Raw genomic sequence first — 25,125 nt, 5'->3', positions numbered from 1 at the left:
CCAGCCGCTGGGCGCGGGCGTTGTGGGGTCAAGGCCTGGTAATCGTGCGCAGCTTGCTGCTGCTGTGGCTGGCCCAGGCCGGCAGCGCCTGGGCGGCCGATGACGAGCCGCTGCGGGTAGGCCGGCTGGCCGCCACCCAGGGCCCGGTGTGGCTGCTTGACCGCAGCGACGAAGCCGAGGGCGAGCCGCGCAGCTCGCGCCAGGACCGTGAGCGCGCCAACGGCCGCGACACCTGGCACGACAGCCGCGAGGCCTCGCTGGTCAACTGGCCGCTGGGCCGCGGTGACCGGCTGCGCACCGGCGCCGCGGGCCGCGCCGTGCTGCAGCTCGACAGCCTGACCCTGCGCCTGGGCGCCGACAGCGAGCTGCACATCGAGCAGCTCGATGCCGGGCAGCTGCGGCTGTGGCTGCCGCGCGGCGATCTGGCGCTGCATGTGCTGGCCGACCCCGGCACCCGCGCCATCGAGCTGCGCACGCCCGAGGGCCGGCTGTGGCCGCGGCGTGCGGGCCACTACCGTGCCAGCCGCGTGCACGACAGCACCCAGGCCACGGCCTGGGACGGCGAGTGGCACTTCGATGCCGACGACAGCGCACTCAGTCTGGGCGAGGGCCGGCGCGCCGATTTCTGGCTGCAGGGCCGGCCGCCGCGCACCCACCACGCCTGGACGGGTGTGGACCGCGACGACTTTGCCGACTGGGCCCGCCGCGAGGCCCGTGCCGACACGGCGCCAGCGGCCGCACTGCCCGCCGACCTGGCCAGCCTGCCCGGTGCCGGCGACCTGCAGCGCTGGGGCGACTGGCGCGACGACCCCGAGGCCGGGCGGGTGTGGCAGCCGCGCCAGCTGCCGCCCGGCTGGGCGCCGTACCGCGACGGCCGCTGGGTGTGGCTGTCGCCCTGGGGCTGGACCTGGATCGACGCCGCGCGCTGGGGCTTCACGCCCTTCCACTATGGCCAATGGCTGCTGCTGGGCGGCCGCTGGTGCTGGTCGCCGGGGCCGGTGGTTCCACGCCACCGTTACCGGCCCGTGCAACCGGGCTGGAGCCATGCGCGGCCGCAGCCGCAGCCGCTGCTGCCGCATCCGATGCCACCGCGCCAGCTGCATCCGCCGCCGGTGCATCGGCCGCCGGTGCACCAGCCCCTGCTGCCGCCACAGCCCGTGCCGCATCAGGCGCCCCGGCAGCACGTGCCGCACCATGCGCCGCAGCACCAAGCGCCGCAGCACCACGTGCCGGAGCGCCACGTGCCACATCACAACGTGCTACAGCACCACTCGCCGCAACAGCCAGCGGCACCCGCACCACTGGCCCCGCCTGCGCAGGTGCCCCCGCCTGCGCCGCTGGCGGCGCCACCCAAGCCGGCCATGCCGGCGGCGCCCGTGCCGGTGATGCCGCCGCCAGCCGCGCCCGCGCAGGCCGCACCGCCGGTGGCGTCACCCCGGCCGATGCGGGGCGAGCGAGAACGCGAGCCGCGCTCCGCCGAACAAGGCCCGCGCCGCCATGGCGACCGGGCCCAGCACGCGCCGCACTGATCAATCCCCGGGCCGGCCGTGCTGCGCTGCGCTCAGCGCAGCCAGGGCTTCATCACCTTCCACACATTGGCCAGCATGGTCGGGTGGGCCGCGGCCAGCGGATGGATGCGGTCGGGCTGGAACAGGCGTTCGGCCTGCGGCCCGTCGGCCACCCCGGCCAGCAAGAACGGCACCAGGGCCGCGCCCTGGGCCTGGGCCACGCCGGCAAACAGCGCGGCAAAGTCCTGCCCGTAGCGCGCGCCGTAGTTGGGCGGCACCTGCATGCCCACCAGCAGCACCTTGGCGCCGGCCGCTTGCGCAGCCTGGGTCATGGCCTGCAGGTTTTGTCGCGTCATGTCCAGCGGCAGGCCGCGCAGCGCATCGTTGCCGCCCAGCTCGATCACCACATGCGTGGGCTTGTGCTGGGCCAGCAGCGCCGCCAGGCGCGAGCGGCCGCCCGAGCTGGTGTCGCCGCTGATGCTGGCATTGACCACCGTGGCCGCCAGCTTCTCGTCGGCCAGGCGCTTCTCGAGCAAGGCCACCCAGCCGCTGCCGCGGGCCAGGCCGTACTCGGCCGACAGGCTGTCGCCCACGATCAGCACGGTGCGCGCTGCGCCCTTGCCGCCGGCCTGGACGGCCGGCGCGGCCAGCACCGGCTGCCACAGCAGGGGCAACAGCAGCGCGCTACAGTGCGCCAGCAGCTTTCGACGCGACGTGCCACGCCGCGGCTTCACACCATCCATGAGCGATCCCATCATCTCTGTCGAGCACGTCACCCGCGCGGTGTCTGATTCAACCGGCACGCTGACCATTCTCCATGACATCGATGTGAGGATTGCCAGCCGAGGTTCAACCGCCATCGTCGGCGCGTCGGGCTCGGGCAAGAGCACCTTGCTGGCCATCATCGCGGGGCTGGACCGGCCCAGCAGCGGCACGGTGCGCATTGCCGGCACCGACATCTTTGCGCTCGATGAAGATGCCCGCGCGGCGCTGCGCGCGCAGCAGCTGGGCTTCGTGTTCCAGAGCTTCCAGCTGCTGGCGCACCTGAGCACGCTGGAGAACGTGATGCTGCCGCTGGAGCTGCTGGGCCGTGCCGATGCCCGCGCCCGCGCCACCGAGATGCTGCGCCGCGTGGGCCTGGGCGAGCGCCTGCGCCACTACCCGCGCACGCTGTCGGGCGGCGAGCAGCAGCGCGTGGCGCTGGCGCGTGCCTTCGTGGTGGAGCCGGCCGTGCTGCTGGCCGACGAGCCCACCGGCAGTCTCGACCACGCCACCGGCGAAACGGTGATGCAGCTGATGTTCGAGATGAACCGTGAGTCGGGCACGACCCTGGTGCTGGTCACCCACGACCGCGGCATTGCCGCGCGCTGCGACCGGCAGCTGCACATCGAGGCCGGCCGCCTGCGCGAGGACACCCCGGCGTGAGGCGCCGCACGGTGCTGCTGGCGGCACCGGGCCTGCTGGCAGCGGGCCGGGCGCCGGCCGCCCCGGCCCCGGGCGACCTGCCGCGCGAGCGCGTGGCGCCCGGCGGCGTGGCGCGGCTGGCGCTGGGGCCCGATGCGGCCCGCCCGCGCGCCTGGCTTGACGACGCGCCGCTGCTGGTGACCGGCAGCCCCGCCGGCTGGACCGCGCTGGTGGGCCTGGCCCTCAAGCAGACGCCCGGCGCCGTGCGGGTGCGTGTGCAGATGCCGGGCTCGGGCACCGAGCAGCAGCGCACGCTGGACGTGCAGCCACACCGTTATGCCGAGCAGCGCCTGAAGGTGGCACCGGGGCAGGTCGACCTGTCGCCCGAGAACGCGGCCCGCGCCCAGCGCGAGCGCGAGCACATCGCAGGCCTGATCGCGCAGTTCAGCGAGCCGGCGCCGGCCACGCTGCGCATGCGGGTGCCCACGCCCGGCCCGCGCTCCAGCTCCTTTGGCCTGCGGCGCATCTTCAACGGCCAGCCGCGCTCGCCGCACAGCGGCATGGACATCGCCGCGGCCACCGGCACGCCGGTGCTGGCGCCACTGGCCGGCCGGGTGATCGACACCGGCGACTACTTCTTTTCCGGCCACGCGGTGTGGCTGGACCATGGCGCCGGCCTGCTGAGCCTGCTGTGCCATCTGAGCGCCATCGACGTGCAACCCGGCGATGTGGTGCCTGCCGGCGCGCCGGTGGCCAAGGTGGGCGCCACCGGCCGCGTCACCGGCCCGCACCTGCACTGGGGCGTGTGCCTGAACCAGGCCATGGTCGACCCGGCACTGTTTCTGGCCGACGCAGCCAACGACCCGCCGCGCCAATGACAACGGGCGCCCGAAGGCGCCCGTGAAGAGGGTTGTTGCCCACACCTCGGGGGGCTGCCGCGGCAACCCGCAGCCAGGGGCTCAGCACCTGTCGAAGCGAAGCGAGGCCAGCGCCGGGCCGCTCCCAAGCGGCCTCGCCCACCCCTCGGGGGTCGGCTGCGGTACCCCGCAGCCGGGGGCTCCCCTTACTGCGCGAACTTGTAGTCGGTCTTCGCGCCCTTGCTCAGGTCCTGCTGGAACTTGACCAGCTTCTGCTGGGCCAGGTGCTGCTGGATCTGGGCCTTCACCGCGTCGAACTCGGGAAATTGCGCCTGGCGGGTGTCTTCCAGGCGGATGATGTGCCAGCCGAACTGGGTCTTCACCGGCGTCTCGGTCATCTCACCCTTCTTCAGGCCCGACATGGCCTTGCCGAACTCGGGCACATAGCTCTCGGGCTTGGCAAAGTCGAGGTCGCCGCCGTTCTGGCCGGAGCCCGGATCCTTGCTCTTGGCCTTGGCCAGCTCCTCAAAGCTGCCGCCACCCTTGATCTGCGCGATCAGGGCCTTGGCTTCCTCTTCCTGCTCCACCAGGATGTGGCGGGCGCGGTACTCGGTGCCGGTGTTCTGGGCCTTGAACTTCTCGTACTCGGCCTTGGCCTCGGCGTCGGTGACCGGGTTCTTCTTCTTGTAGTCCTCGAACAGCTCGCGGATCAGGATGCTCTGGCGGGCCAGTTCCATCTGCGCCTTGTACTCGGCGTTCTGGCTCACGCCGCGGCGCTCAGCCTCCTGCGCAAAGATCTCGCGGCGCACCACCTCGTCCTTGGCACGGGCCTGGATCTCGGGCGTCACTTCCTGGCCGGCGCGCTTGGCCTGGTCGAGCAGGGTGTCCAGGCGCGCCTTGGGCACGGCCTTGCCGTTGACGATGGCGATGTTCTGCGCCAGCGACGCCAGCGGCAGCAGCAGGGCGGAAGTCACGGCCACCGCGGTGGCACGGGCAGCAAAGCTCTTGCGGATCATGGGCAGACAAACCTTCTCGGGGGAGACGGGCGCACCGGCTTGGCGGCCCTGACGGGAACGGAGGGAGAGTGGGAGTGTGGCCGCTGCCGTGCCTAGCACTCAGGCCGGGCTTGGCGCACGCGCATCGATGGCGAGCGCGTGGATGCCCTGGGCCAGCAGCGGACGCAGGGCATCATACACAAGGCGGTGTCTCGCCACGGGCGTCAGACCGGCCAGGCGCTCGCTGACCAGGCGCACCCGCCAGTGCGAGCCTTCGCCCGCGCCATGGTGGCCGGCGTGCAGGTGGCTTTCGTTGATGACCTCCAGCAACGCGATCGGCTGGATGGCGGCGCGCACCGCGGATTCGATCTGGCTGGCTTGTACGGCGTTCAAGGCTTGATCCTCTGGTCAGGGCGTGACCGGCTCCCGGCAGGGAGAAACGCGCCGGCCTCGGAGCGGCCGTGCGCAAACGCTCATGACGCCTTGTCGTCGGCCGCTGGCTCGTCGGGCAGGTACCGGCCGATGTACAGGCCCTGTGCCAGGGTGAACACCAGCATCAGCCCGATGCCGCCGAACAGCTTGAAGTTGACCCAGGCGTCGGTGCTGAAATGGTAGGCCACCCACAGGTTGAGCACGCCCATGCCGGTGAAGAAGCCGACCCAGGCCCACGACAATCTCTGCCACACGGCGTCGGGCAGCTGGATCTGCTCGCCCAGCATCAGCTTGAGCAGGTTGCGACCAAACAGCCATTGGCTCACCAGGAAGGACAGCGCCATGGCCCAGTACAGGCCGGTGGGCTTCCACTTGATGAAGGTCTCGCTCTTGAGCCACACGGTCAGCCCGCCCAGCACCACCACCAGGCTCAGGCTGATCCACAGCATCAGGTCGACCTTGCGGCCGCTGAGCTTGAGCCAGGCCACCTGGGCCAGCGAGGCCGCAATGACCACCAGCGTGGCCAGCATCACCGGCGCCTCAGCGGGGCCGACGCTGCCGCCGGCCACCATCCAGCCGAAGTGTTGCGAGGCGAGGGCGGCGGCCCATTCCCTGTGGTTCTCGGCGTACTTGAAGGTACCGAAAAACAGCAGGATCGGCAGAAAGTCCAGAAGCAGTTTCATGCGGCGGCGAGTGTAGCGGCCGGCCATGACGGCCGGCCCCCCCTCATCCCTGGCTTGCAGTGTCTGGCGCGCCCTGTTGGCGGCCAGGGCGTGACCGAAGTCAGGCTTTGGGCGTGAAATCGATCGACGCCGAGTTGATGCAGTAGCGCTCGCCGGTGGGCGCCGGGCCGTCCTCGAACACATGGCCCAGGTGCGAGCCGCAGGCGGCGCAGCGCACTTCAACGCGCAGCATGCCGTGGCTGGCGTCGACCAGGCGCTCCACGCGGCCGGGCTCGATCTCCTGCCACCAGCTGGGCCAGCCGCAACCGGCGTCGAACTTCTCGCCCGAGCGGAACAGCGGCGTGGCGCAGCCCACGCAGCGGTACACGCCATCGGCCCAGTGGTCCCAGAAGCGGCCGGTAAAGGCCCTCTCGGTGGCGGCGTGGCGGGCCACCTCGAACTGCATCGGGTCGAGCTGGGCGCGCCATTCGGCCTCGGTCTTGCGCACCGGGTAGCGGTCATCGTCGTGCGCATGCGGGGCGGGGGGCTTGGAACCGGGCTTGCTGAAGGGGTTCATGGCGGGGTGGTGTGCGGTGGCGGTGGCGGTGGCGGTGAGGCTGGGGCAGAACAGGGCGCAGGCGCCGGGCCGACGCCATCGGGCGCAGGCCTGCGGCGCACAATCGTGGCGGCAACGCTGCGCCTGCCGGCAGTGTAGGCAGGCCCTGCTGTCGCATCAGCGACCAGGGGTTTGCCCGCGCCCGGATAGCGTGCGCGCCCCATGGCCACCGCGGCAGCGCCGCCGGGCCAGCCGCCGTTTCTTAGCCCCCCCTGTTTGCCAAGACCCAAGGAGAACCCGATGCCTGCCTTGATGGGCCAGATGATGCAGATGCCCCTGCTGATCTCGAGCTTGATCCGCCATGCCGCGCGCCATGCGGCCGACACCGAGATCGTGTCCAAGCGGGTCGAGGGCGACATGCACCGCAGCACCTGGGGCGAGGTGGAGTTGCGCTCGCGCCAGCTGGCCCAGGCCTTTGCACGCCTGGGCTGCACGGCCGGTGACCGCATCGGCACGCTGGCCTGGAACGGCTACCGCCATGTGGAGATCTACTACGGCAGCTCGGGCTCGCAGCTGGTGTGCCACACGATCAACCCGCGTCTGTTTCCCGAGCAGATCGTGTGGATCGCCAACGATGCCGAAGACAAGGTACTGTGCTTCGACCTGACCTTTCTGCCGCTGGTGGAAAAGCTTGCCGCGCAGCTGACCACGGTGAAGCACTTCGTGCTGATGACCGACCGCGCCCACATGCCGGCCAGCAGCGGCATTGCCAATCTGCTGTGCTATGAAGACCTGGTGGCGGCCGAGAACGGTGACTATGTGTGGCCAAGCTTCGACGAGAACACCGCGTCGAGCATCTGCTACACCTCGGGCACCACCGGCCACCCCAAGGGCGCGGTGTACAGCCACCGCTCGAGCGTGCTGCATGCCTACGGCGCGGCGCTGCCCGACGCGATGGACTGCAGTGCCTCGGACGTGGTGCTGCCGGTGGTGCCGATGTTCCACGTCAATGCCTGGGGTCTGCCGTACTCGGCCGCGCTGGTGGGCTGCAAGCTGGTGTTTCCGGGCCCGCACCTCGATGGCAAGAGCGTCTACGAGCTGTTCGAGAGCGAGAAGGTCACCTTCTCGGCCGGCGTGCCCACGGTGTGGCTGGGCCTGCTGACCCATGTGCAGAACAACAAGCTGAAGTTCAGCACCTTCCGGCGCACCGTGATCGGTGGCTCGGCCTGCCCGCCGGCCATGATGAAGGCCTTCCAGCAAGAGCATGGTGTCGAGGTGATCCACGCCTGGGGCATGACCGAGCTGTCGCCGCTGGGCACGCTCAGCAAGCTCAAGGCCAAGCACCTCGAGCTGCCGCCCGAGGCCCAGCAGCGCCTGCTGGAGAAGCAGGGTCGCGTGATCTACGGCATCGACATGGCCATCATCGACGACGATGGCCGGGCGCTGCCCTGGAACGGCCAGGCCGCGGGCAACCTGGTGGTGCGCGGCGCGTGGGTGATCGACCGCTACTTCGGCAAGCCCGAGTCGCCGCTGGTCACGGTGAACGGCGAAGAGGGCTGGTTTCCCACCGGTGACGTGGCCACCATCGATGCCGACGGCTTCATGCAGATCACCGACCGCAGCAAGGACGTGATCAAGTCGGGCGGCGAGTGGATCAGCTCGATCGATCTCGAGAACATCGCGATGGCCCACCCGGCGGTGCACGAGGCCGCCGCCATTGCCGCGCGCCACCCCAAGTGGGACGAACGCCCGCTGCTGGTGGTGATGACCAAGCCGGGCCAGAGCCTCACCCGCGAGGAACTTCTGGGCTTCTTCGAAGGTCGCATCGCCAAGTGGCAGATCCCCGACGACGTGGTCTTCGTCAGCGAGATCCCGCACACCGCCACCGGCAAGATCCAGAAGCTGAAATTGCGCGAGCAGTTCAAGAATCACAGCTTGCCGTCCGCTTGACGGAAACCCTGCTTTACCTATGAAAAGCCACCCCTCCGCGGGTGGCTTTTTCGTTTTGCGGAATATTCTTCGAGGCTTGGGTATGTTTTTGTCCCGAGCGCGACAAGGCGCTCGGGTAGTCCCCGAGGCCCGAGCTGCATGCCATCCGTTACCTTCTCGCCGCCGCTTGCAGCGCAACATCGTTAGGAGACACGAATGAGCTTTGCCAAGACCCTGATCAGCCTTTCGGCCACCACCGCCCTGATGCTCGGCGCGGTGGCCGCCCATGCCCAGAAGGGCGAGACCGTGAAGATCGGCTGGGTCGACCCGATGTCGGGCCTGATGGCGCCCGTGGGCACCAACCAGATCAAGAGCTTCCAGTTCATGGCCGAGCAGTTCAACAAGAACAACGCGGCCGGCGTGAAGTTCGAGATGGTGCCCATCGACAACAAGCTCAGCCCGCAAGAGAGCACCACCGCGGTCAAGAGCCTGATCGACCAGGGTGTGCGCTACATCGTGCAGGGCAACGGCTCGGGCGCGGCGCTGGCCATCATCGATGCGGTGTCCAAGCACAACGAGCGCAACCCGGGCAAGGAGGTGGTGTACCTGAACTACGCCGCCGTCGATCCTGACCTGACCAACAGCAAGTGCAGCTACTGGCACTTCCGCCTCGACGCCGACACCTCGATGAAGATGGAGGCGCTGACCACCTGGCTGAAGGATCAGGCCGACGTCAAGAAGGTCTACCTGTTCAACCAGAACTACGCCCACGGCCAGCAGGTGAGCAAGTTCGCCAAGGAGAACCTGGCACGCAAGCGGCCCGACATCCAGGTGGTGGGCGACGAGCTGCACCCGCTGGCCTCGGTGCGCGACTTCGCACCCTATGTGGCCAAGATCAAGGCCTCGGGTGCCGACACGGTGCTCACCGGCAACTGGGGTTCCGACCTGACGCTGCTGGTCAAGGCCGCGGCCGATGCCGGCCTTAACGTCAAGTTCCTGACCTACTACGCCGGTGTCACCGGCACGCCCACGGCGCTGGGTGCCGCCGCCGCCGGCCGCGTGTATGCGGTGGCCTATGCCCACAGCAACATGCCGGGCGAGGTGTCGAAGGCCGGCGCCGACTTCAAGGCCAAGTTCAACGACGACTACTACACGCTGGCGGTGCACCACGCCTTCAACCTGCTGAGCTCGGCCATGGCCCAGGCCAAGACCACCGACCCGGCCAAGGTGGCTGCCACGATGGAAGGCCTGAAGTTCAAGAGCTTCAACGGCGAGGTCGAGATGCGCAAGTCCGACCACCAGCTGCAGCAGGGCCTGTTCATCACGGTGTGGAAGAAGGCCGATGCCAAGCACCCGTACTCGGTGGAGAACACCGGCTACGGCTTCCAGCCGGTGAAGGCCTACGACGCGTACGTCGCGTCGACGCCGACGAGCTGCCAGATGAAGCGTCCGTAAACCCCAACGCCTGAGTCGCCGGCCCGCCGGAGCCACCTCCGCCGGGCCGTTTTCACATCAAGGCCAGCCCCACCGTGGACCAGATCCTCATCAACGTACTCAACGGCGTCAGCTCCGGGCTGCTGCTGTTCATGCTCAGCTCGGGCCTCACGCTGATCTTCAGCATGATGGGCGTGCTGAATTTCGCCCATGCCAGCTTCTACATGGTGGGGGCCTACATCGCCTACACGCTCACCGGCGTGCTGGGTTTCTGGCTGGCGCTGCTGGTGGCGCCGCTGGCGGTGGGGGCTCTGGGGGCCTTGTTCGAGACCACCGCCCTGCGCCGGGTGCACAAGTTCGGCCATGTGCCCGAGCTGCTGATCACCTTCGGCCTGAGCTATGTGGTGCTCGAGCTGGTGCAGCTGATCTGGGGCCGCACGCCGGTGCCGTTCTCGCCGCCCGAGCTGCTGCAGGGCCCGGCCTTCACCATCGTGCAGTCGCCCAGCAGCGGTTTCTCGATGGTGTGGGGCGCGGCCAGCGAGGCGCTGTGCCAGGGCGCGCAGTGCTCGCGCTTTCCGATGACCCGCGCCTTCATGATGGTGGTGGCGCTGGCCATGCTGGTGTCGCTGTGGCTGCTGCTCACCCGCACCCGCATCGGGCTGGTGATCCAGGCCGCGCTGACCCACCCCGAGGCGGTGGAGTCGCTGGGCCACAACGTGCCGCGGGTGTTCATGCTGGTGTTTGGCAGCGGTTGCGCACTGGCCGGCCTGGCCGGCGTGATCGGCGGCATCACCTTCGTCACCGAGCCGGCCATGGCCGCGGTGGTGGGCTCGATCATCTTCGTGGTGGTGGTGGTGGGCGGCATGGGCTCGCTGGCTGGGGCCTTCGTGGCCTCGCTGCTGATCGGCCTGCTGCAGACCCTGCCGCTCACCGTGGATGCCAGCATCGCCGATGCCATCAACCGCCTGGCCGGTGCCGGCACGGTGGGTGACGGCACGCCGGGCTGGCCGCTGCTGCGCATCACGCTGGCCCAGGCCGCGCCGATCCTGCCCTACCTGCTGCTGGTGCTGATGCTGATCTTCCGACCCAAGGGCCTGCTGGGCACCCGCGAGAGCTGAGCGAGCGAATTCCCATGAGTCTTCCAACCCTGAGTTACCGACCCAACCCCTGGGGCGGCACGCTGGCCGTCTGGGGTGGTTTTGCCCTGATCCTGGCCGTGGCGCCGCTGTTCTGGACGAGCAGCTTCGCGCAGACCATGCTCAGCCAGATCGGCATCGCCATCATCGCCTGCCTGGCCTACAACATGCTGCTGGGCCAGGGCGGCATGCTCAGCTTCGGCCACGCGGTGTACAGCGGCCTCGGCTCGTTCCTGACCATCCACACGCTCAACCTCGTGTCGGCCGGCACGCTGAACATCCCGGTGTCGCTGCTGCCGGTGGTGGGCGGCCTGTCGGGCATGCTGTTCGCGGCGCTGCTCGGCTGGGTGACCACCAAGAAGAGCGGCACCACCTTCGCCATGATCACCATGGGCGTGGGCGAGCTGGTGTGGTCGATGTCGCTGATGATTCCCGAGTTCTTCGGCGGCGAGGGCGGCATCAGCGGCAACCGCGTGGTCGGCAAGCCGGTGATGGGCATCAGCTTCGGCCCGCAGATCCAGGTGTACTACCTGATCGCGGTGTACTGCTTCATCAGCACCGCGCTGATGTACGCGATGACCCGCACGCCGCTGGGCCGCATCCTCAACGCCGTGCGCGACAACCCCGAGCGGGTGGAGTTCATCGGCTACGACACGCAGATGGTGCGCTTTTTGGCCTTCATGATCTCGGGCTTCTTCTCGGGCGTGGCCGGCGGCCTGGGCGCGCTGAACTTCGAGATCGTCACCGCCGAGGTGGTGGGCGCGGCGCGCTCGGGGGCCTACCTGCTGTTCGTGTTTCTGGGCGGTGCCACCTTCTTCTTCGGGCCCATCCTGGGCGCGGTGCTGATGGTGATCGCGCTGGTTCTGCTGTCTGAGCTGACCAAGGCCTGGCTGCTGTACCTCGGCCTGGTGTTCCTGCTGATGGTGATGTATGCCCCCGGCGGCCTGGCCAGCCTGATCATGATGAACGTGCGGGTGGCCGCGTTTGGCAAGCTCAAGCGGGTGCTGGGGCACTACCTTGTTCTGGGCATCACCGGCCTGTTGGCGCTGGCCGGCATGGCCGCAATGATCGAGATGCTCTACCACCTGCAGCTCAATGCCGCGCTGGGCCCGACGATGAAGTTCCTGGGCGTGGCGCTGGATGCCGGCACGGTGGCCAGCTGGGCGGGCGCTCTGGCGCTGATGGTGGTGGGCGGTGGCCTGTTTGAATGGCGGCGGCGCGGCTTTGCGCGCACCTGGGGCGCGATCCAGTCCGAGATCGAACACAGCATCCAGCAACGGGAGGGCCGGGCATGAGCGGCCGATCTGAATTTGCAGTCGAGCTGCTGGACCTGCACAAGCGGTTCGGCAAGACCGAGATCATCCGCGGCGCGCAGCTGCAGGTGCGGCCCGGCGAGCGCGTGGCCATCATCGGCCCCAACGGCGCGGGCAAGAGCACGCTGTTCAACCTGATCAGCGGCCGCTTCGGTGCCAGCAGCGGCGACATCCGCCTCAACGGCCAGAGCATCCTCGGGCTCACGCCCTACGAGATCAACCGCCGCGGCCTGGCCCGCAGCTTTCAGGTGAGCAACCTGTTCGTGCGGCTGTCGGTGTTCGAGAACCTGCGCTGCGCCGTGTTGTGGAGCATGGGCCACCGCTACGCGTTCTGGCGGTTCCTGTCGCGGCTGGACGATGTGAACGCGCGCACCGAGCAGTTGCTGGCCATGCTGAACCTCGAGCGCCGCCGCGACACGTTGGCGATGAACCTCACCTATGCCGAGCAGCGCGCGCTCGAGATCGGCATCACCATCGCCGGCGGTGCCGAGGTGGTGCTGCTCGACGAGCCCACCGCCGGCATGAGCAAGAGCGAGACCAGCCGCTTCATCGAGCTGATCCGCGACGTGACGAAGGGCAAGACCCTGCTCACCGTGGAGCACGACATGGGCGTGGTGTTCGGCCTGGCCGACAAGATTGCCGTGCTGGTGTATGGCGAGGTGATCGCCTTCGACACGCCCGACGCCGTGCGCGCCAATGCCCGCGTGCAGGAGGCCTATCTGGGCTCGGTGCTGGCCGATCAGCAAGCCGCCGGCCACTGACGACGAGACGACCCACATGCTGTCATTGCGAGAACTCCACGCCTATTACGGCAAGAGCCATGTGCTGCATGGCGTCACCTTCGATGTGCAGCCCGGCGAGATCGTGGCCCTGCTGGGCCGCAACGGTTCGGGCCGCAGCACCACGGTCAAGGCCATCATGGGCCTGGTGCAGGCCACTGGCGCGGTCAGCTGGAACGGCACGCCGCTGGTGGGCAAGCCGGCCTTCGAGATCGCCCACCTGGGCCTGGGCTATGTGCCCGAAAACCGCGACATCTTTCCCAAGCTCACGGTGCACCAGAACCTGATGCTGGGCGAGAAGCGCGGCAAGAAGGACCCGCGCTGGTCCTTCGACGACATGTACACCATGTTTCCGCGGCTCAAGGAGCGCCAGCACACCGAGGCCGGCGTGCTCTCGGGCGGCGAGCAGCAGATGCTCACGCTGTGCCGCACGCTGATGGGCGACCCCGACCTGATCATGATCGACGAGCCCACCGAGGGCCTGGCACCCAAGATCGTGGAGCTGGTGGCCGAGTACCTGCGCGAGTTGAAGCGCCGCGGCATCGCCGTGCTGCTGGTGGAGCAAAAGCTCACCATCGCGCTCGAGGTGTCGCAGCGCTGCCTGGTGATGGGCCATGGCCAGATCGTGTTCGAGGGCACGCCGGTGCAGTTGAAGGCCAATTCCGACATCCGCAAGGAGTGGCTGGAGGTCTGAGCGTTCTGCCTGGCGTTTCCTGGGCCCCTTCTGGGTGGCTTCTGGGTGGCTTCTGGGTGTCTTGTGGGTGTCTTCTTGGCTTCGGCCTGGTTTTGGCTTGCGGGGACCGAGCAGGCCGAGGGGCGCATGGGCCTGCGGTGGCGTCAACTGCTTGGCCTGCCGCTGCGCGGCAGGCTTCCCTGCGCTGCTCGGCCGGGCGGCTTGTGCGGCGCAACTCCCTCCGCTCGCTGGCGCTCGCTGTGGTCGGACAAGCGCCGCAAGTCAGTTCACGATGTGCGCCTGCGGCGCACCGCCGCCCAACCTGCGCTGCTCGGCGGCGCAGATTCACGCCACCGCAGGCCCATGCGCCCCTCGGCCCTCACATACCGAGGCACGCGGGTATTTCGTCGCCCAGGCAGGTGCCTCGGGCCGAAGACGACGGGTGACTGGCTGACGCAGGTAAAGGAGGAGGGCCGTAGGCCCGGGGGACACGGAGTCAGCCAGTCACCCGGTGGCTTTGGCCTTGCACCCAAGCACGCAAGCGAAGTCATCGAGCAATTCGCCAAGTTGCACGCTCATATCAGGCAATAGCAATCGATGAAATTCAGGGTTTATCCCAGAACCCAAAAAGAACCCTTGCCGTTGTCTCGCCAGGGACAGATGCTATGCAAGCCGTGCCTAGAATCGAACGATCGTGCTTTTTTGAAAAGCACCCATTTCCTGAACCCGCGAGGAATGCCATGAGCGCCAGCTACGAAAACCGCGACGGTGTGGCCGTCATCACGCTGAACAACCCGCCGGTCAACGGCCTGGGCTACGACACGCGGCGTGCCATCGCCGATGGCATCGAGCGCGCCAATGGGGATGCCGCCGTCAAGGCCATCGTGCTCACCGGCGCCGGCAAGGCCTTCTCGGGCGGCGCCGACATCCGCGAATTCGATTCGCCCCGCGCCACCGCCGAGCCCAACCTGCTGTCGCTGATCAAGCTGGCCGAAGGCAGCGGCAAGCCCATCGTGGCCGCCATCCACACCGTGTGCATGGGCGGCGGGCTGGAGCTGGCACTCGGCTGCCACTACCGCGTGGCTGCGCCCGGCGCCGCCATCGCGCTGCCCGAGGTCAAGATCGGCCTGATCCCCGGTGCCGGCGGCACGCAGCGCCTGCCGCGCGTGCTGGGCGTCGAGACGGCCATGAACATGATCGTCAAGGGCGACCCGGTGCCCAGCGAGGTGCTGGCTTCGCTGCCGGGCCAGAAGCTGATCGACCAGATGATCGACGGCGACCTGCTGGCCGGCGCCATCGCCTTTGCGCTGAAGGTGGCTGACGTGCGCCCGCTGCCCAGCGTGCGCGATCTGAAGGTCAAGCACCCCAACCCCGAGGCGTACGTGAAGTTCGTGCGCAACATGGTGGCCGGCATGGCCAAGAACTTTCCGGCGCCGCTGGGCTGCGTGGACGCGGTGGCCTATTCGCTCAAGGCGCGCAGCCTCGATGACGGCCTGGCCGAAGAGCTGCGCATCTTCAAGGGCTTGATGATCACGCCCGAGGCCAAGGCCCTGCGCCATGCCTTCTTCGGCGAGCGTGCCGCCAGCAAGATCCCCGATGTGCCCGAGGGCACGCCGCAGCGCGCCATAGCCAAGGTGGGTGTGATCGGCGCCGGCACCATGGGCGGCGGCATCACGATGAACTTCCTGAATGCCGGCGTGCCCGTCACCATGCTCGAGATGAAGCAGGACGCACTCGACCGCGGCGTGGCCACCATCCGCAAGAACTACGAGGCCCAGGTCAAGAAGGGCAAGCTCAAGCAAGACAAGTACGAGCAGCGCATGGCCCTGCTGAGCACCACGCTGAGCTACGCCGACCTGAAGGACGCCGACCTGATCATCGAGGCGGTGTTCGAGGAGATCGGCGTCAAGGAAACGGTGTTCAAGACGCTGGACGAGGTGGCCAAGCCCGGCGCCATTCTGGCCAGCAACACCAGCACGCTGGACGTCGACAAGATCGCCTCGTTCACCAAGCGCCCGCAAGACGTGGTGGGCATGCACTTCTTCAGCCCGGCCAATGTGATGAAGCTGCTGGAGGTGGTGCGCGGCAAGGCCACCGGCAAGGACGTGCTGGCCACCGTGATGGCCGTGGCCAAGAAGATCAAGAAGACGGCCGTGGTCTCGGGCGTGTGCGACGGCTTCATCGGCAACCGCATGATCGAGCAGTACAGCCGCCAGGCCGGCTTTCTGCTGGACGAAGGTGCCACGCCGGCCCAGGTGGACAAGGCCGTCGAGAAGTTCGGCTTTGCCATGGGCCCGTTCCGCATGGGTGATCTGGCCGGCAACGACATCGGCTGGGCCATCCGCAAGCGCCGCGCGGTGGAGCAGGCCACCATGAAGTACAGCCGCACGGCCGACAAGCTGTGCGAACTGGGCCGCTACGGCCAGAAGACTGGTGCCGGCTGGTACGACTACCAGGCCGGCAAGCGCGATGCGATCCCCAGCCAGCTGGTCGAGGACATGATCGCCGCGCACCGCAGCGAACTGGGCATCACGCCGCGCAGGATCTCCGATGAAGAGATCGTGCAGCGCCTGGTGTTTGCGCTGGTCAACGAGGCCGCGCACATCCTCGAGGAAGGCATTGCCAACAAGGCCAGCGACATCGACATGGTCTACCTCACCGGCTATGGCTTCCCGCTGTTCCGCGGCGGGCCGCTGTGCTATGCCGACAGCCTGGGTCTGTTCAACGTGGCGCAGGCCATGAAGCGTTTTGCGCAGAACCCGAACGACGACGCCGCCTTCTGGCAGCCGGCACCGCTGCTGGCGCGCAAGGTGGCCGAGGGCGCCAGCTTCACCTGAGGCCCCGCGCCTCGCCGACTCACCGGGCCGCCCGCAACAGGCCAGCCAAGCCAGGAGACACACGATGAACGCACGCGCCAGCTTCACCCGCATGGACGAGAGCACCGCTGCCGACTGGCAGGCCATCGGCGCGGAGTTTCCGGCCTTTGCCAAGGCGTTGCCCGACCGTGTGCTCAGGCACCTGGCCCTGCTGGATGGCGACTACGGCGGTTTCCCGATCGACCGCTACCAGCACTCGCTGCAGACCGCCACGCTGGCACTGCGCGATGGCCGCGACGAGGAATACGTGGTCTGCGCGCTGTTGCACGACATCGGCGACACGCTGGGCTGCTTCAACCACTTCGACATCGCGGCGGCCATCCTCAAGCCTTTTGTCAGCGAGGCCAACCTTTGGATGGTGCAGAACCACGGCATCTTCCAGGGCTACTACTTCTTCCACCACATCGGGCTCGACCGCAACCTGCGCGAGCAGTTTCGCGGCCACGAGCACTTTGCGCGCACCGAAGAGTTCTGCGCGCTGTACGACAACCCCGCGTTCGATCCGGCGGTCAAGCCGCTGCCGATCAGCGAGTTCGAGCCCATGGTGCGCCGCGTGTTCTCGCAGGTGCGCCGCAGCGTCTACCAGGCCTCCAGCGTGGCGCAGAACGCCGCGCAGGCCTGAGCCCCTTCTTTCCATCTCGTCCAGATTCTCCCCAAGGAGCTTGCCAACATGACCGACGCCGTCATCGTCTCCACCGCCCGCACCCCGCTTGCCAAGAGCTGGAAGGGCGCCTTCAACATGACCCATGGCGCCACGCTGGGCGGCCATGCCATCGCGCACGCGGTGCAACGTGCCGGCATCGACGCCGGCGCGATTGAAGACGTGCTGATGGGCTGCGCCAACCCCGAGGGCGCCACCGGCATGAACATCGCCCGCCAGGCCCTGCTGAAGGCCGGTCTGCCGATCACGGTGAGCGGCGTCACGATCAACCGCTTTTGCTCCAGCGGCCTGCAGACCATCGCGATGGCCGCGCAGCGCATCATTGCCGGCGAGGGCGATGTGTACGTGGCCGGTGGTGTGGAGAGCATCTCCTGCGTGCAGCAGGAGATGAACATGCACATGATCCAGGACACCTCGCTGCTGAAGCTCAAGCCCGAGATCTACTGGAACATGCTGCAGACGGCCGAGAACGTGGCCAAGCGCTACAACGTGGCCAAGGAGCGCATGGACGAGTACGGCGTGGCCAGCCAGCAAAAGGCCTGCGCCGCGCAGGAAGCCGGGCTGTTGAAGGACGAAATCGCGCCGATCACCGTGACCGCCGGCGTGGCCGACGCCCAGCTGGGCCTGCGCAGCAAGGAAGTCACCGTGTCGGCCGACGAAGGCCTGCGCCCGGGCACCACGCTCGAGTCGATCCGCGGCATCCGCTCGGCCGTGCCGGGCGGCGTGGTCACCGCCGGCAATGCCAGCCAGTTCAGTGACGGCGCCGGCGCCTGCGTGCTGGTGAGTGACAGCTATGCCCAGCAAAAGGGCCTGAAGCCGCTGGGCCGTTTTCTCGGCTTTGCCGTGGCCGGCTGCGAGCCCGACGAGATGGGCATCGGCCCGGTGTTTGCCGTGCCCAAGGTGCTGAAGAAGCTGGGCCTGAAGGTGAGCGACATCGACCTGTGGGAGCTGAACGAAGCCTTCGCGGTGCAGGTGCTGTACTGCGCTGACACGCTGGGCATCCCGATGGACCGGCTCAACGTCAATGGCGGTGCCATCGCCGTGGGCCACCCCTACGGTGTGAGCGGCCAGCGCCTGACCGGCCATGCGCTGATCGAAGGCAAGCGCCGCGGCGCCAAGCGCGTGTGCGTGACCATGTGCATTGGCGGCGGCATGGGCGCGGCCGGTGTGTTCGAGGTGCTTTGACGCTGCGCTGAGCTGCTGAACCGAGACTGATTGAACCGATGCGCGACACCGTCGATTTTCTGCTGCGGCACTGGCTGAACGTGGCCGCGCTCACCGAGCGTGAGCGCTTTGCCGACCATTCGCCCGAAACCTTTGCCCAGGTGCTCGACACCTGCGAGCGCATTGCGCGCGAAAAATACGCGCCCTTCAACCGTCTGGTGGATGTGGAGGAGCCGCGTGTCGTTTCAGGTGCCGGCGGCGACAAGGTGATCCTGCCGGCCGCCACCCAGGCGGCCTGGGATGCGTACGCCGAATCGGGCATGCTCAGCGCCGCGCAAGACTACGACATCGGCGGCATGCAGCTGCCCTACACCGTGGAGGCCGCGGCCAACGCCTTCTTTGCCAAGGCCTCGGTCAGCATCGGCTCGGGCATGCTCAGCGTGGGCAATGCCAACCTGCTGATGGCGCATGGCACCGAGGCGCAAAAGCGCGTGTTCGCGCTCAACGAGTTCTCCGGCCGCTTCTCGGGCACCATGTGCCTGAGCGAGCCGCAGGCCGGCTCCAGCCTGAGCGATGTGGCCACCCGCGCCACGCCGGATGGGGCAGGGCACGAAGCCGATCCGCTGGGCCCGCGTTACCGCCTCAAGGGCAACAAGATGTGGATCTCGGCCGGCGAGCACGAGCTCACCGAGAACATCATCCACCTGGTGCTGGCCAAGATCCCGGGGCCCGATGGCAAGACGGTTCCGGGCGTCAAGGGCATCTCGCTGTTCGTCGTGCCCAAGAAGCTGGTGGACACCGAAGGCCGACTCACCGGCGAGCGCAACGACGTGGCGCTGGCCGGCCTGAACCACAAGTGCGGCTGGCGCGGCACCACCAACACGCTGCTGAACTTTGGCGAAGGCCAGTTCAAGCCCGGCGGCCAGGCGGGGGCGGTGGGCTACCTGGTGGGCCAGCCGGGCCAGGGCCTGGCCTGCATGTTCCACATGATGAACGAGGCACGCATTGGCGTGGGCATGGCGGCCACCATGCTGGGCATGGCGGGTTATGAAGCCAGCCTGGCCTATGCGCGCCAACGGCCGCAGGGCCGCGCCATCGGCATTGGCGGCAAGGATGCCGCGGCGCCACAGGTGCCGATCATTGCGCATGCCGATGTCAAGCGCATGCTGCTGGCGCAGAAGTCGTACTCGGAAGGCGCGCTGGCGCTGGCGCTGTACTGCGCCCGCCTGGTCGACGAGCAGCACACCGGCGCGCCCGAGGCTGCGCACGATGCCAAATGGCTGCTCGAGGTACTGACCCCGATCGCCAAGAGCTGGCCCAGCGAGTGGTGCCTCGAGGCCAACAGTCTGGCCATCCAGGTGCACGGCGGTTACGGCTACACACGCGACTTTCTGGTGGAGCAGTACTGGCGCGACAACCGCCTGAACATGATCCACGAGGGCACGCATGGCATCCAGGGCCTCGACCTGCTAGGCCGCAAGGTGGTGATGGAAGGCGGCAAGGGCCTGGCGCTGCTGGCCGGCACCATCAACCGCAGCATCGAGCAGGCCGGGCAGGTGGATGGCCTGGCCGAACATGGCGCGGCGCTGGCCGTGGCGCTGCAGAAGCTGGGCGCGGCCACCAAGGCCGCCTGGTCCACCGGCGTGCCCGAAGACGCGCTGGCCAACGCCACGCCCTACCTGCAGGCCTTTGGCCATGTGGTGCTGGCCTGGGTGTGGCTGGACGTGGCGCTGTGCGTGCGCCGCTCGGCGGCCGCGGTGCCCGAGGCCTTTGCCCAGGGCAAGCTGCAGGCCTGCCGCTACTTCTATGCCTACGAGCTGCCGCGGGTGGATGCCTGGCTGGGCGTGGTGGCCCGGCGCGAGGCGCTGTGCCGCGAGATGCACGACGACTGGTTCTGAGCGCCGCATGGGGATGTTGCCGCGGGCGCACACTGGCGGGCATGAAACCGTCTGTCGTCGAAATCTGGGTGTGGGTGCTGATCTATGGCGGCCTGCTGGGCGTGTGCACCGGCCTGGCGGCCGAGCGCTACGGGCTGGTGCTGGGCGAAAGCCTGGTCACCTGGGGCAGCCTGGTGGCGGCGCTGGGTGTGCTGCTGATCTACCTGCGCTCGCGCATGCGCGAGTGAGCGTCACCCCGCAACACATGGAAGCTGCATGACATGGGCACCGCGATCCAGCAACTGTTCAACCTGAGCGGCCGCGTGGCCCTGGTCACCGGCGGCTCGCGCGGCCTGGGCCTGCAGATGGCCGAAGCCCTGGGCGAGGCCGGCGCCAAGGTGATGCTCACCGCGCGCAAGAGCGCCGAGCTGCAGGAGGCCGTGGCCCAGCTGGCCGAGCGTGGCATCGATGCCCGCTGGGTGGCCGGTGATGCGGCCCAGCCCGACGACATCACCCACATCTGCAACGAGACGCTGCAGCGCCTGGGCGATGTGGACATCCTGGTCAACAACGCCGGCGCGGCCTGGGGCGCACCGGCCGAAGACCACCCGCTGGCCGCCTGGGACAAGGTGATGGGCCTCAACGTGCGCAGCGTGTTCCTGTTCAGCCAGCAGATCGGCAAGCGCTGCATGATCCCGCGGCGCCGCGGCCGCATCGTCAACATCGCCTCGATGACGGCCTTTGGCGGCAACCCGCCAGGCCAGGAGACCGTGGCCTACAACACCAGCAAGGCGGCGGTGGTGAACCTCACGCGCGCCCTGGCCTGCGAGTGGGGCGAACACGGCATCACGGTCAACGCCATCGCGCCGGGCTACTTTCACAGCAAGATGGCCGACCACATGATCGAGCTGGTGGGCGCCGAGGCCATGGCCGCGCGCGCGCCGATGCGCCGCCTGGGCGACGACGACGACCTCAAGGGCGCCGTGCTGCTGCTGGCCAGCGATGCCGGCAAGCACATCACCGGCCAGACCCTGGCGGTGGATGGCGGCGTGACGGCGGTACTGGCGCAATGAGCAACATGAGCAGCAACGATTCAAAACCACCGGTGCGCCGCCGCGCGGGCGCCAAGCCCTCGCCGCTGGACTTTCCGGCCAAGGTGCCTTTTGTCGAGACGCTGGGCTTCGCGCTGCACCGCTATGGCGACGGCGAGGCCGAGTTGCGCGTCGACCTCGACGCCGGCCACCTCAACACCTGGGACGTGGCCCACGGCGGCGTGGTGATGACCCTGCTGGACGTGGCCATGGCCATGGCCGCACGCAGCGGCAATGCCGCCGGCCAGGGCGTGGCCACCATCGAGATGAAGACCAGCTTCATGCGCCCGGCCGAGCACCAGCTGCGTGCCGTGGGCCGGCTGCTGCATGCCACCGCCACGATGGCCTTCTGCGAAGGCCAGGTGTTCGACGACCGCGGCCAGCTCTGCGCCACCGCCAGCGGCACCTTCAAGTACCTCAGGGGACTGGCAAAACGCCGCCTCCACGACGCGTCGCTCCTGCCTGCCGAGGGCCCGCTCGGCCCCTTGGCGCAAGCCGGCGGGACCGAGGCCGCACACACCCCTGACGCCCCCGACCAGGAGACCCCATGAACCCCACCCATAACCAACGCATCGTGCTGGCCAGCCGTCCGGCCGCCGAACCCACGCCCGACAACTTCCGCCTCGAGACCGTGCCGGTGCCCGAGCTGCAGGACGGCCAGGTGCTGGTGCGCCATCACTACCTGAGCCTCGACCCCTACATGCGCGGCCGCATGAGCGAGTCCAAGAGCTATGCCAACCCGCAGCCGCTGGACGAGACCATGATCGGCGGCACCGTGGGCGAGGTGGTGGCCACGCGCAGCAGCCACTTCGCGGTGGGCGACACCGTGGTGGGCATGGGCGGCTGGCAGCTGTATGCGGTGGTGGATGCCACCCAGCGCGGCCTGCTGCGCAAGGTGGACGCCACGCAGATCCCGCTGTCGGCCTACCTGGGGGCGGTGGGCATGCCCGGCGTCACGGCCTGGTATGGCCTCACCCAGATCATCGCGCCCAAGGCCGGTGAGACCGTGGTGGTGTCGGCCGCCAGCGGCGCGGTGGGCGGGGCCGTGGGCCAGCTGGCCAAGACCCGCGGTGCGCGCGCCGTGGGCGTGGCCGGCGGTGCCGACAAGTGCCGCTACGTGGTGGAAGAACTGGGCTTCGACGCCTGCGTCGACTACAAGGCCCATGCCGACCTGCGCAGCCTGTCGCAGGCGCTGAAAGAGGCCTGCCCGCAGGGCATCGACGGCTATTTCGAGAACGTGGGCGGCATGGTGCTGGACGCCGTGATGCTGCGCGCCAACGCGTTCTCGCGCATTGCCATGTGCGGCATGATCAGCGGCTACAGCGGCCAGCCGATCCCGATGGCGGCGCCCCAGCTCATCCTGATCAACCGCATGAAGGTTGAAGGCTTCATCGTCGGCGAGCACATGCAGCACTGGCCCGCGGCGCTGGCCGAACTGGGCGCCATGGTGGCCGGCGGCAAGCTGAAATACCGCGAGAGCGTGGCGCCCGATCTGGCCGCCGCGCCCGAGGCCTTTCTGGGCCTCTTGAAGGGCAAGAACTTCGGCAAGCAGCTGGTCAAGCTGGTCTGAACCCGGTGAGCGCCCAGCCCTTGCAATGGGCCTGGCAGCGCTTTGATGCGCTGACCGGCCAGCAGGTCTACGAGATGCTGGCGCTGCGCTGCCGCATCTTCATCCTGGAGCAGGGGCCGTACCTGGACCCCGACGGGCTGGATCAGGCCAGCTGGCACCTGTTCGGCCGCGATGCGCAGGGTGAGCTGCGCGCCTACCTGCGCGTGGTCGACCCCGGCCTGAAGTACGACGAGCCGTCCATCGGCCGCGTGGTGGTGGACGCCGCGCTGCGCGGCACCGGCGCCGGCCATGCACTGGTGGCCGAGGCGGTGGCGCGGTGTGACGCCACCTGGCCCGGCCGCGGCAACCGCATCAGCGCCCAGGCGCACCTGCAGGGCTACTACCGCCGCCACGGCTTTGCCACGGTGGGCGAGCCCTACCTCGAAGACGACATCCCGCATGTGCAGATGCTGCGGGCGCCCTGAACCCACGGAGACAGCCATGAGCGCATCGGTGATCACGCACGAGGTCGTCAACCAGGCCGAAACCCTGGTGGGCGCCAACCTGTATGCCGGCAACCAGGCGCTGCGCGATGCGCTGGCCTTCAACCTGCCTGGGGTGGACGAGGCGCCGTTCATCGCGCTGGGCGCCGAGGCCGGCTCGGCCGAGATGCAGCGCCATGCGCGCCTGGCCAACCGGCACCAGCCCGTGCTGCACACCCATGACCGCCAGGGCCGCCGCATCGACGAGGTCGAGTTCCACCCCAGCTACCACACGCTGATGGCCGCCGCCATGCGCGCCGGCCTGCACGGCACGCCGTTCACGCAGGGGCCGGGCGGCCACATCCGCCGTGCCGCGGCCATGATGCTGTTCACCGAGGCCGAGCCCAGCATGCTGTGCCCGATCTCGATGACCTATGCGGCCAATGCCGCGCTGCGCGACAACCCGGCCATCCATGCCGCCTGGGGCCCGGGCCTGGCCAGCACCACCTACGACGAGCGTTTCCTGCCCTTCGATCAAAAGCGCGGCCTGACCATGGGCATGGGCATGACCGAGAAGCAGGGCGGCTCCGATGTGCGCGCCAACAGCACCGAAGCCGTGCCCGATGGTCAAGACAATCAGGATGCCTGGGGCCAGCGCTACCGCATCACCGGCCACAAGTGGTTCTTCTCGGCGCCGATGTGCGACGCGCACCTGGTGCTGGCGCGCACCCCCGCCGGCCTGAGCTGCTTTTTCGTGCCGCGCTGGCTGCCCGACTGGGTGCCGGGCGGGCAGGGCGGCGGCCTGAACGCGCTGCGCGTGCAGCGCCTGAAAGACAAGCTGGGCAACCATGCCAATGCCAGCAGCGAGGTCGAGTTTCACGGCGCCATCGGCTGGCGTGTGGGCGATGAGGGCCGCGGCATCCCTCAGATCCTGGCCATGGGCATGCTCACGCGCCTGGATTGCGCGCTGGGCAGCGCCGGGCTGATGCGCCAGGCGCTGTCAATTGCGCTGCACCACACGGCGCAGCGCGAGGCCTTTGGCAAGCGCCTGATCGAGCAGCCGATGATGAAGAACGTGCTGGCCGATCTGGCACTCGAAAGCGAAGCCGCCACCGCGCTGGCGCTGCGCCTGGCGCGCGCGGTGGATGCCACCGAGAACGGCAACGATGCCTCGGGCCACGAGAAGCTGATCGGCCGCGTGCTCACGCCGATTGCCAAGTTCTGGATCTGCAAGCGCGGCGCGGCCTTTGCGCAGGAGGCCATGGAATGCCTGGGTGGCAACGGCTATGTCGAGGAGGGCGGCGAAGGCGTGATGGCCCGCATCTACCGCGAGATGCCGCTCAACTCGATCTGGGAGGGCGCCGGCAACATCATGGCCGTCGACCTGCTGCGCGCGCTGCGCAGCGGCCCGGTGGCCGAGGCCCTGGCGCATGAGATGCGGCCAGCCCGGGGCGCGCACCCGGCACTCGACGCCGCACTGGCCCGCGTGCTCGATGGCCTGGACGGCGGCCCATCCTCCGATTTCAGCGAGGCCCGCGCCCGCCGCCTGGCGCGCGACACCGCCCTGGTGCTGCAGGCCGCGCTGCTGCGCCAGCACAGCACCGATGCCGTGTTCCAGGCCTTTTGCGCCGGCCGCCTGGCCGAGGGCTGCGATGTGTTTGGCGCACTGCCTGCAGGCTGCGACCTCGATGCCATCGTGCAGCGCGCCCTGCTGCAGTGACGCCAGCCGCGACCGATCCGACAAGGA

General features: G+C 68.7%; 24 protein-coding genes. 19 read left to right on the top strand and 5 right to left on the bottom strand.

Annotated features, from left to right (window positions below; translation table 11 throughout):
• Positions 1-44 precede the first annotated feature (44 nt).
• Positions 45-1,529, top strand: a complete 1,485-nt coding sequence (locus tag N4G63_RS06725) for a DUF6600 domain-containing protein (RefSeq protein WP_314599497.1) — start codon at positions 45-47, stop codon at positions 1,527-1,529.
• 32 nt (positions 1,530-1,561) lie between these two features.
• Here the strand turns inward: N4G63_RS06725 and N4G63_RS06720 are convergent, their stop codons facing one another.
• Complete coding sequence (locus N4G63_RS06720; protein WP_443112012.1) at positions 1,562-2,263, bottom strand: arylesterase; 702 nt, start codon at positions 2,261-2,263, stop codon at positions 1,562-1,564.
• Between N4G63_RS06720 and N4G63_RS06715 the strand changes: the two genes are divergently transcribed.
• A complete protein-coding gene (locus tag N4G63_RS06715) occupies positions 2,250-2,933 on the top strand; it encodes an ABC transporter ATP-binding protein (RefSeq protein ID WP_260785488.1) in 684 nt (227 codons plus the stop codon). The genes N4G63_RS06720 and N4G63_RS06715 overlap by 14 nt on opposite strands.
• Positions 2,930-3,790 carry a peptidoglycan DD-metalloendopeptidase family protein gene (locus N4G63_RS06710; RefSeq protein WP_314599495.1) on the top strand — a complete coding sequence of 287 codons (861 nt, stop codon included), beginning with the start codon at positions 2,930-2,932 and terminating at the stop codon, positions 3,788-3,790. Before N4G63_RS06715 ends, N4G63_RS06710 begins: the two co-directional genes overlap by 4 nt.
• Positions 3,791-3,975: 185 nt before the next feature.
• Here N4G63_RS06710 and N4G63_RS06705 read toward each other — a convergent pair whose 3' ends face one another.
• From N4G63_RS06705 to msrB, 4 genes are all read right to left on the bottom strand, one after another.
• Positions 3,976-4,785, bottom strand: coding sequence for a peptidylprolyl isomerase (locus tag N4G63_RS06705; RefSeq protein ID WP_314599494.1), 810 nt, complete (start codon positions 4,783-4,785; stop codon positions 3,976-3,978).
• Between the two features lie 99 nt (positions 4,786-4,884).
• Positions 4,885-5,157 (bottom strand): BolA family protein, encoded by a 273-nt coding sequence (locus N4G63_RS06700; protein WP_260785490.1) that lies wholly within the window; start codon positions 5,155-5,157, stop codon positions 4,885-4,887.
• An 80-nt stretch (positions 5,158-5,237) separates the two neighbouring features.
• On the bottom strand, positions 5,238-5,879 hold the full coding sequence (locus tag N4G63_RS06695; protein ID WP_260785491.1) for a septation protein A: 642 nt from the start codon (positions 5,877-5,879) through the stop codon (positions 5,238-5,240).
• A 100-nt stretch (positions 5,880-5,979) separates the two neighbouring features.
• Entirely contained in the window at positions 5,980-6,435 is a 456-nt protein-coding gene (gene msrB, locus N4G63_RS06690) for a peptide-methionine (R)-S-oxide reductase MsrB (protein ID WP_260785492.1), read from the bottom strand.
• Between the two features lie 279 nt (positions 6,436-6,714).
• Here msrB and N4G63_RS06685 point away from each other — a divergent pair, with 279 nt between their 5' ends.
• The 16 genes from N4G63_RS06685 (at position 6,715) to N4G63_RS06610 (ending at position 25,098) form a co-directional block, all read left to right on the top strand.
• Positions 6,715-8,364 (top strand): 3-(methylthio)propionyl-CoA ligase, encoded by a 1,650-nt coding sequence (locus N4G63_RS06685; RefSeq protein ID WP_314599493.1) that lies wholly within the window; start codon positions 6,715-6,717, stop codon positions 8,362-8,364.
• Between the two features lie 243 nt (positions 8,365-8,607).
• A complete protein-coding gene (locus N4G63_RS06680) occupies positions 8,608-9,798 on the top strand; it encodes a branched-chain amino acid ABC transporter substrate-binding protein (RefSeq protein ID WP_443112041.1) in 1,191 nt (396 codons plus the stop codon).
• 131 nt (positions 9,799-9,929) lie between these two features.
• Positions 9,930-10,895 (top strand): branched-chain amino acid ABC transporter permease, encoded by a 966-nt coding sequence (locus N4G63_RS06675; protein WP_443112040.1) that lies wholly within the window; start codon positions 9,930-9,932, stop codon positions 10,893-10,895.
• A gap of 14 nt (positions 10,896-10,909) precedes the next feature.
• Complete coding sequence (locus N4G63_RS06670) at positions 10,910-12,208, top strand: branched-chain amino acid ABC transporter permease (protein ID WP_260785495.1); 1,299 nt, start codon at positions 10,910-10,912, stop codon at positions 12,206-12,208.
• A complete protein-coding gene (locus tag N4G63_RS06665; RefSeq protein ID WP_314599491.1) occupies positions 12,205-12,987 on the top strand; it encodes an ABC transporter ATP-binding protein in 783 nt (260 codons plus the stop codon). The genes N4G63_RS06670 and N4G63_RS06665 overlap by 4 nt, the downstream gene beginning before the upstream one ends.
• Positions 12,988-13,003: 16 nt before the next feature.
• On the top strand, positions 13,004-13,699 hold the full coding sequence (locus N4G63_RS06660) for an ABC transporter ATP-binding protein (protein WP_260785497.1): 696 nt from the start codon (positions 13,004-13,006) through the stop codon (positions 13,697-13,699).
• Positions 13,700-14,418: 719 nt separating this feature from the next.
• Positions 14,419-16,515, top strand: coding sequence for a 3-hydroxyacyl-CoA dehydrogenase NAD-binding domain-containing protein (locus tag N4G63_RS06655; protein ID WP_260785498.1), 2,097 nt, complete (start codon positions 14,419-14,421; stop codon positions 16,513-16,515).
• Between the two features lie 64 nt (positions 16,516-16,579).
• Positions 16,580-17,176, top strand: a complete 597-nt coding sequence (locus tag N4G63_RS06650; RefSeq protein WP_260785499.1) for an HD domain-containing protein — start codon at positions 16,580-16,582, stop codon at positions 17,174-17,176.
• A 48-nt stretch (positions 17,177-17,224) separates the two neighbouring features.
• A complete protein-coding gene (locus N4G63_RS06645; protein ID WP_260785500.1) occupies positions 17,225-18,400 on the top strand; it encodes an acetyl-CoA C-acyltransferase in 1,176 nt (391 codons plus the stop codon).
• Between the two features lie 38 nt (positions 18,401-18,438).
• Positions 18,439-20,277 carry an acyl-CoA dehydrogenase gene (locus N4G63_RS06640; RefSeq protein ID WP_260785501.1) on the top strand — a complete coding sequence of 613 codons (1,839 nt, stop codon included), beginning with the start codon at positions 18,439-18,441 and terminating at the stop codon, positions 20,275-20,277.
• 41 nt (positions 20,278-20,318) lie between these two features.
• Complete coding sequence (locus N4G63_RS06635; protein ID WP_260785502.1) at positions 20,319-20,504, top strand: hypothetical protein; 186 nt, start codon at positions 20,319-20,321, stop codon at positions 20,502-20,504.
• Between the two features lie 33 nt (positions 20,505-20,537).
• Positions 20,538-21,329 carry an SDR family oxidoreductase gene (locus N4G63_RS06630; RefSeq protein WP_260785503.1) on the top strand — a complete coding sequence of 264 codons (792 nt, stop codon included), beginning with the start codon at positions 20,538-20,540 and terminating at the stop codon, positions 21,327-21,329.
• A 5-nt stretch (positions 21,330-21,334) separates the two neighbouring features.
• On the top strand, positions 21,335-21,898 hold the full coding sequence (locus tag N4G63_RS06625) for a PaaI family thioesterase (RefSeq protein ID WP_260785504.1): 564 nt from the start codon (positions 21,335-21,337) through the stop codon (positions 21,896-21,898).
• Entirely contained in the window at positions 21,895-22,917 is a 1,023-nt protein-coding gene (locus N4G63_RS06620; RefSeq protein WP_260785505.1) for an NADP-dependent oxidoreductase, read from the top strand. The genes N4G63_RS06625 and N4G63_RS06620 overlap by 4 nt, the downstream gene beginning before the upstream one ends.
• A 74-nt stretch (positions 22,918-22,991) precedes the next feature.
• The gene (locus N4G63_RS06615) at positions 22,992-23,381 is read left to right on the top strand and encodes a GNAT family N-acetyltransferase (protein WP_260786664.1); all 390 of its coding nucleotides are present in this window, start codon (positions 22,992-22,994) and stop codon (positions 23,379-23,381) included.
• A 16-nt stretch (positions 23,382-23,397) separates the two neighbouring features.
• Positions 23,398-25,098, top strand: a complete 1,701-nt coding sequence (locus tag N4G63_RS06610; protein WP_260785506.1) for an acyl-CoA dehydrogenase family protein — start codon at positions 23,398-23,400, stop codon at positions 25,096-25,098.
• The last annotated feature ends 27 nt before the right edge of the window (positions 25,099-25,125 follow it).

Origin of the sequence: Aquabacterium sp. OR-4, from assembly GCF_025290835.2 — a bacterium.
In the GTDB taxonomy this organism is placed as follows: domain Bacteria; phylum Pseudomonadota; class Gammaproteobacteria; order Burkholderiales; family Burkholderiaceae_C; genus Pseudaquabacterium.
This window is presented reverse-complemented; position numbering and strand designations above follow the sequence as displayed.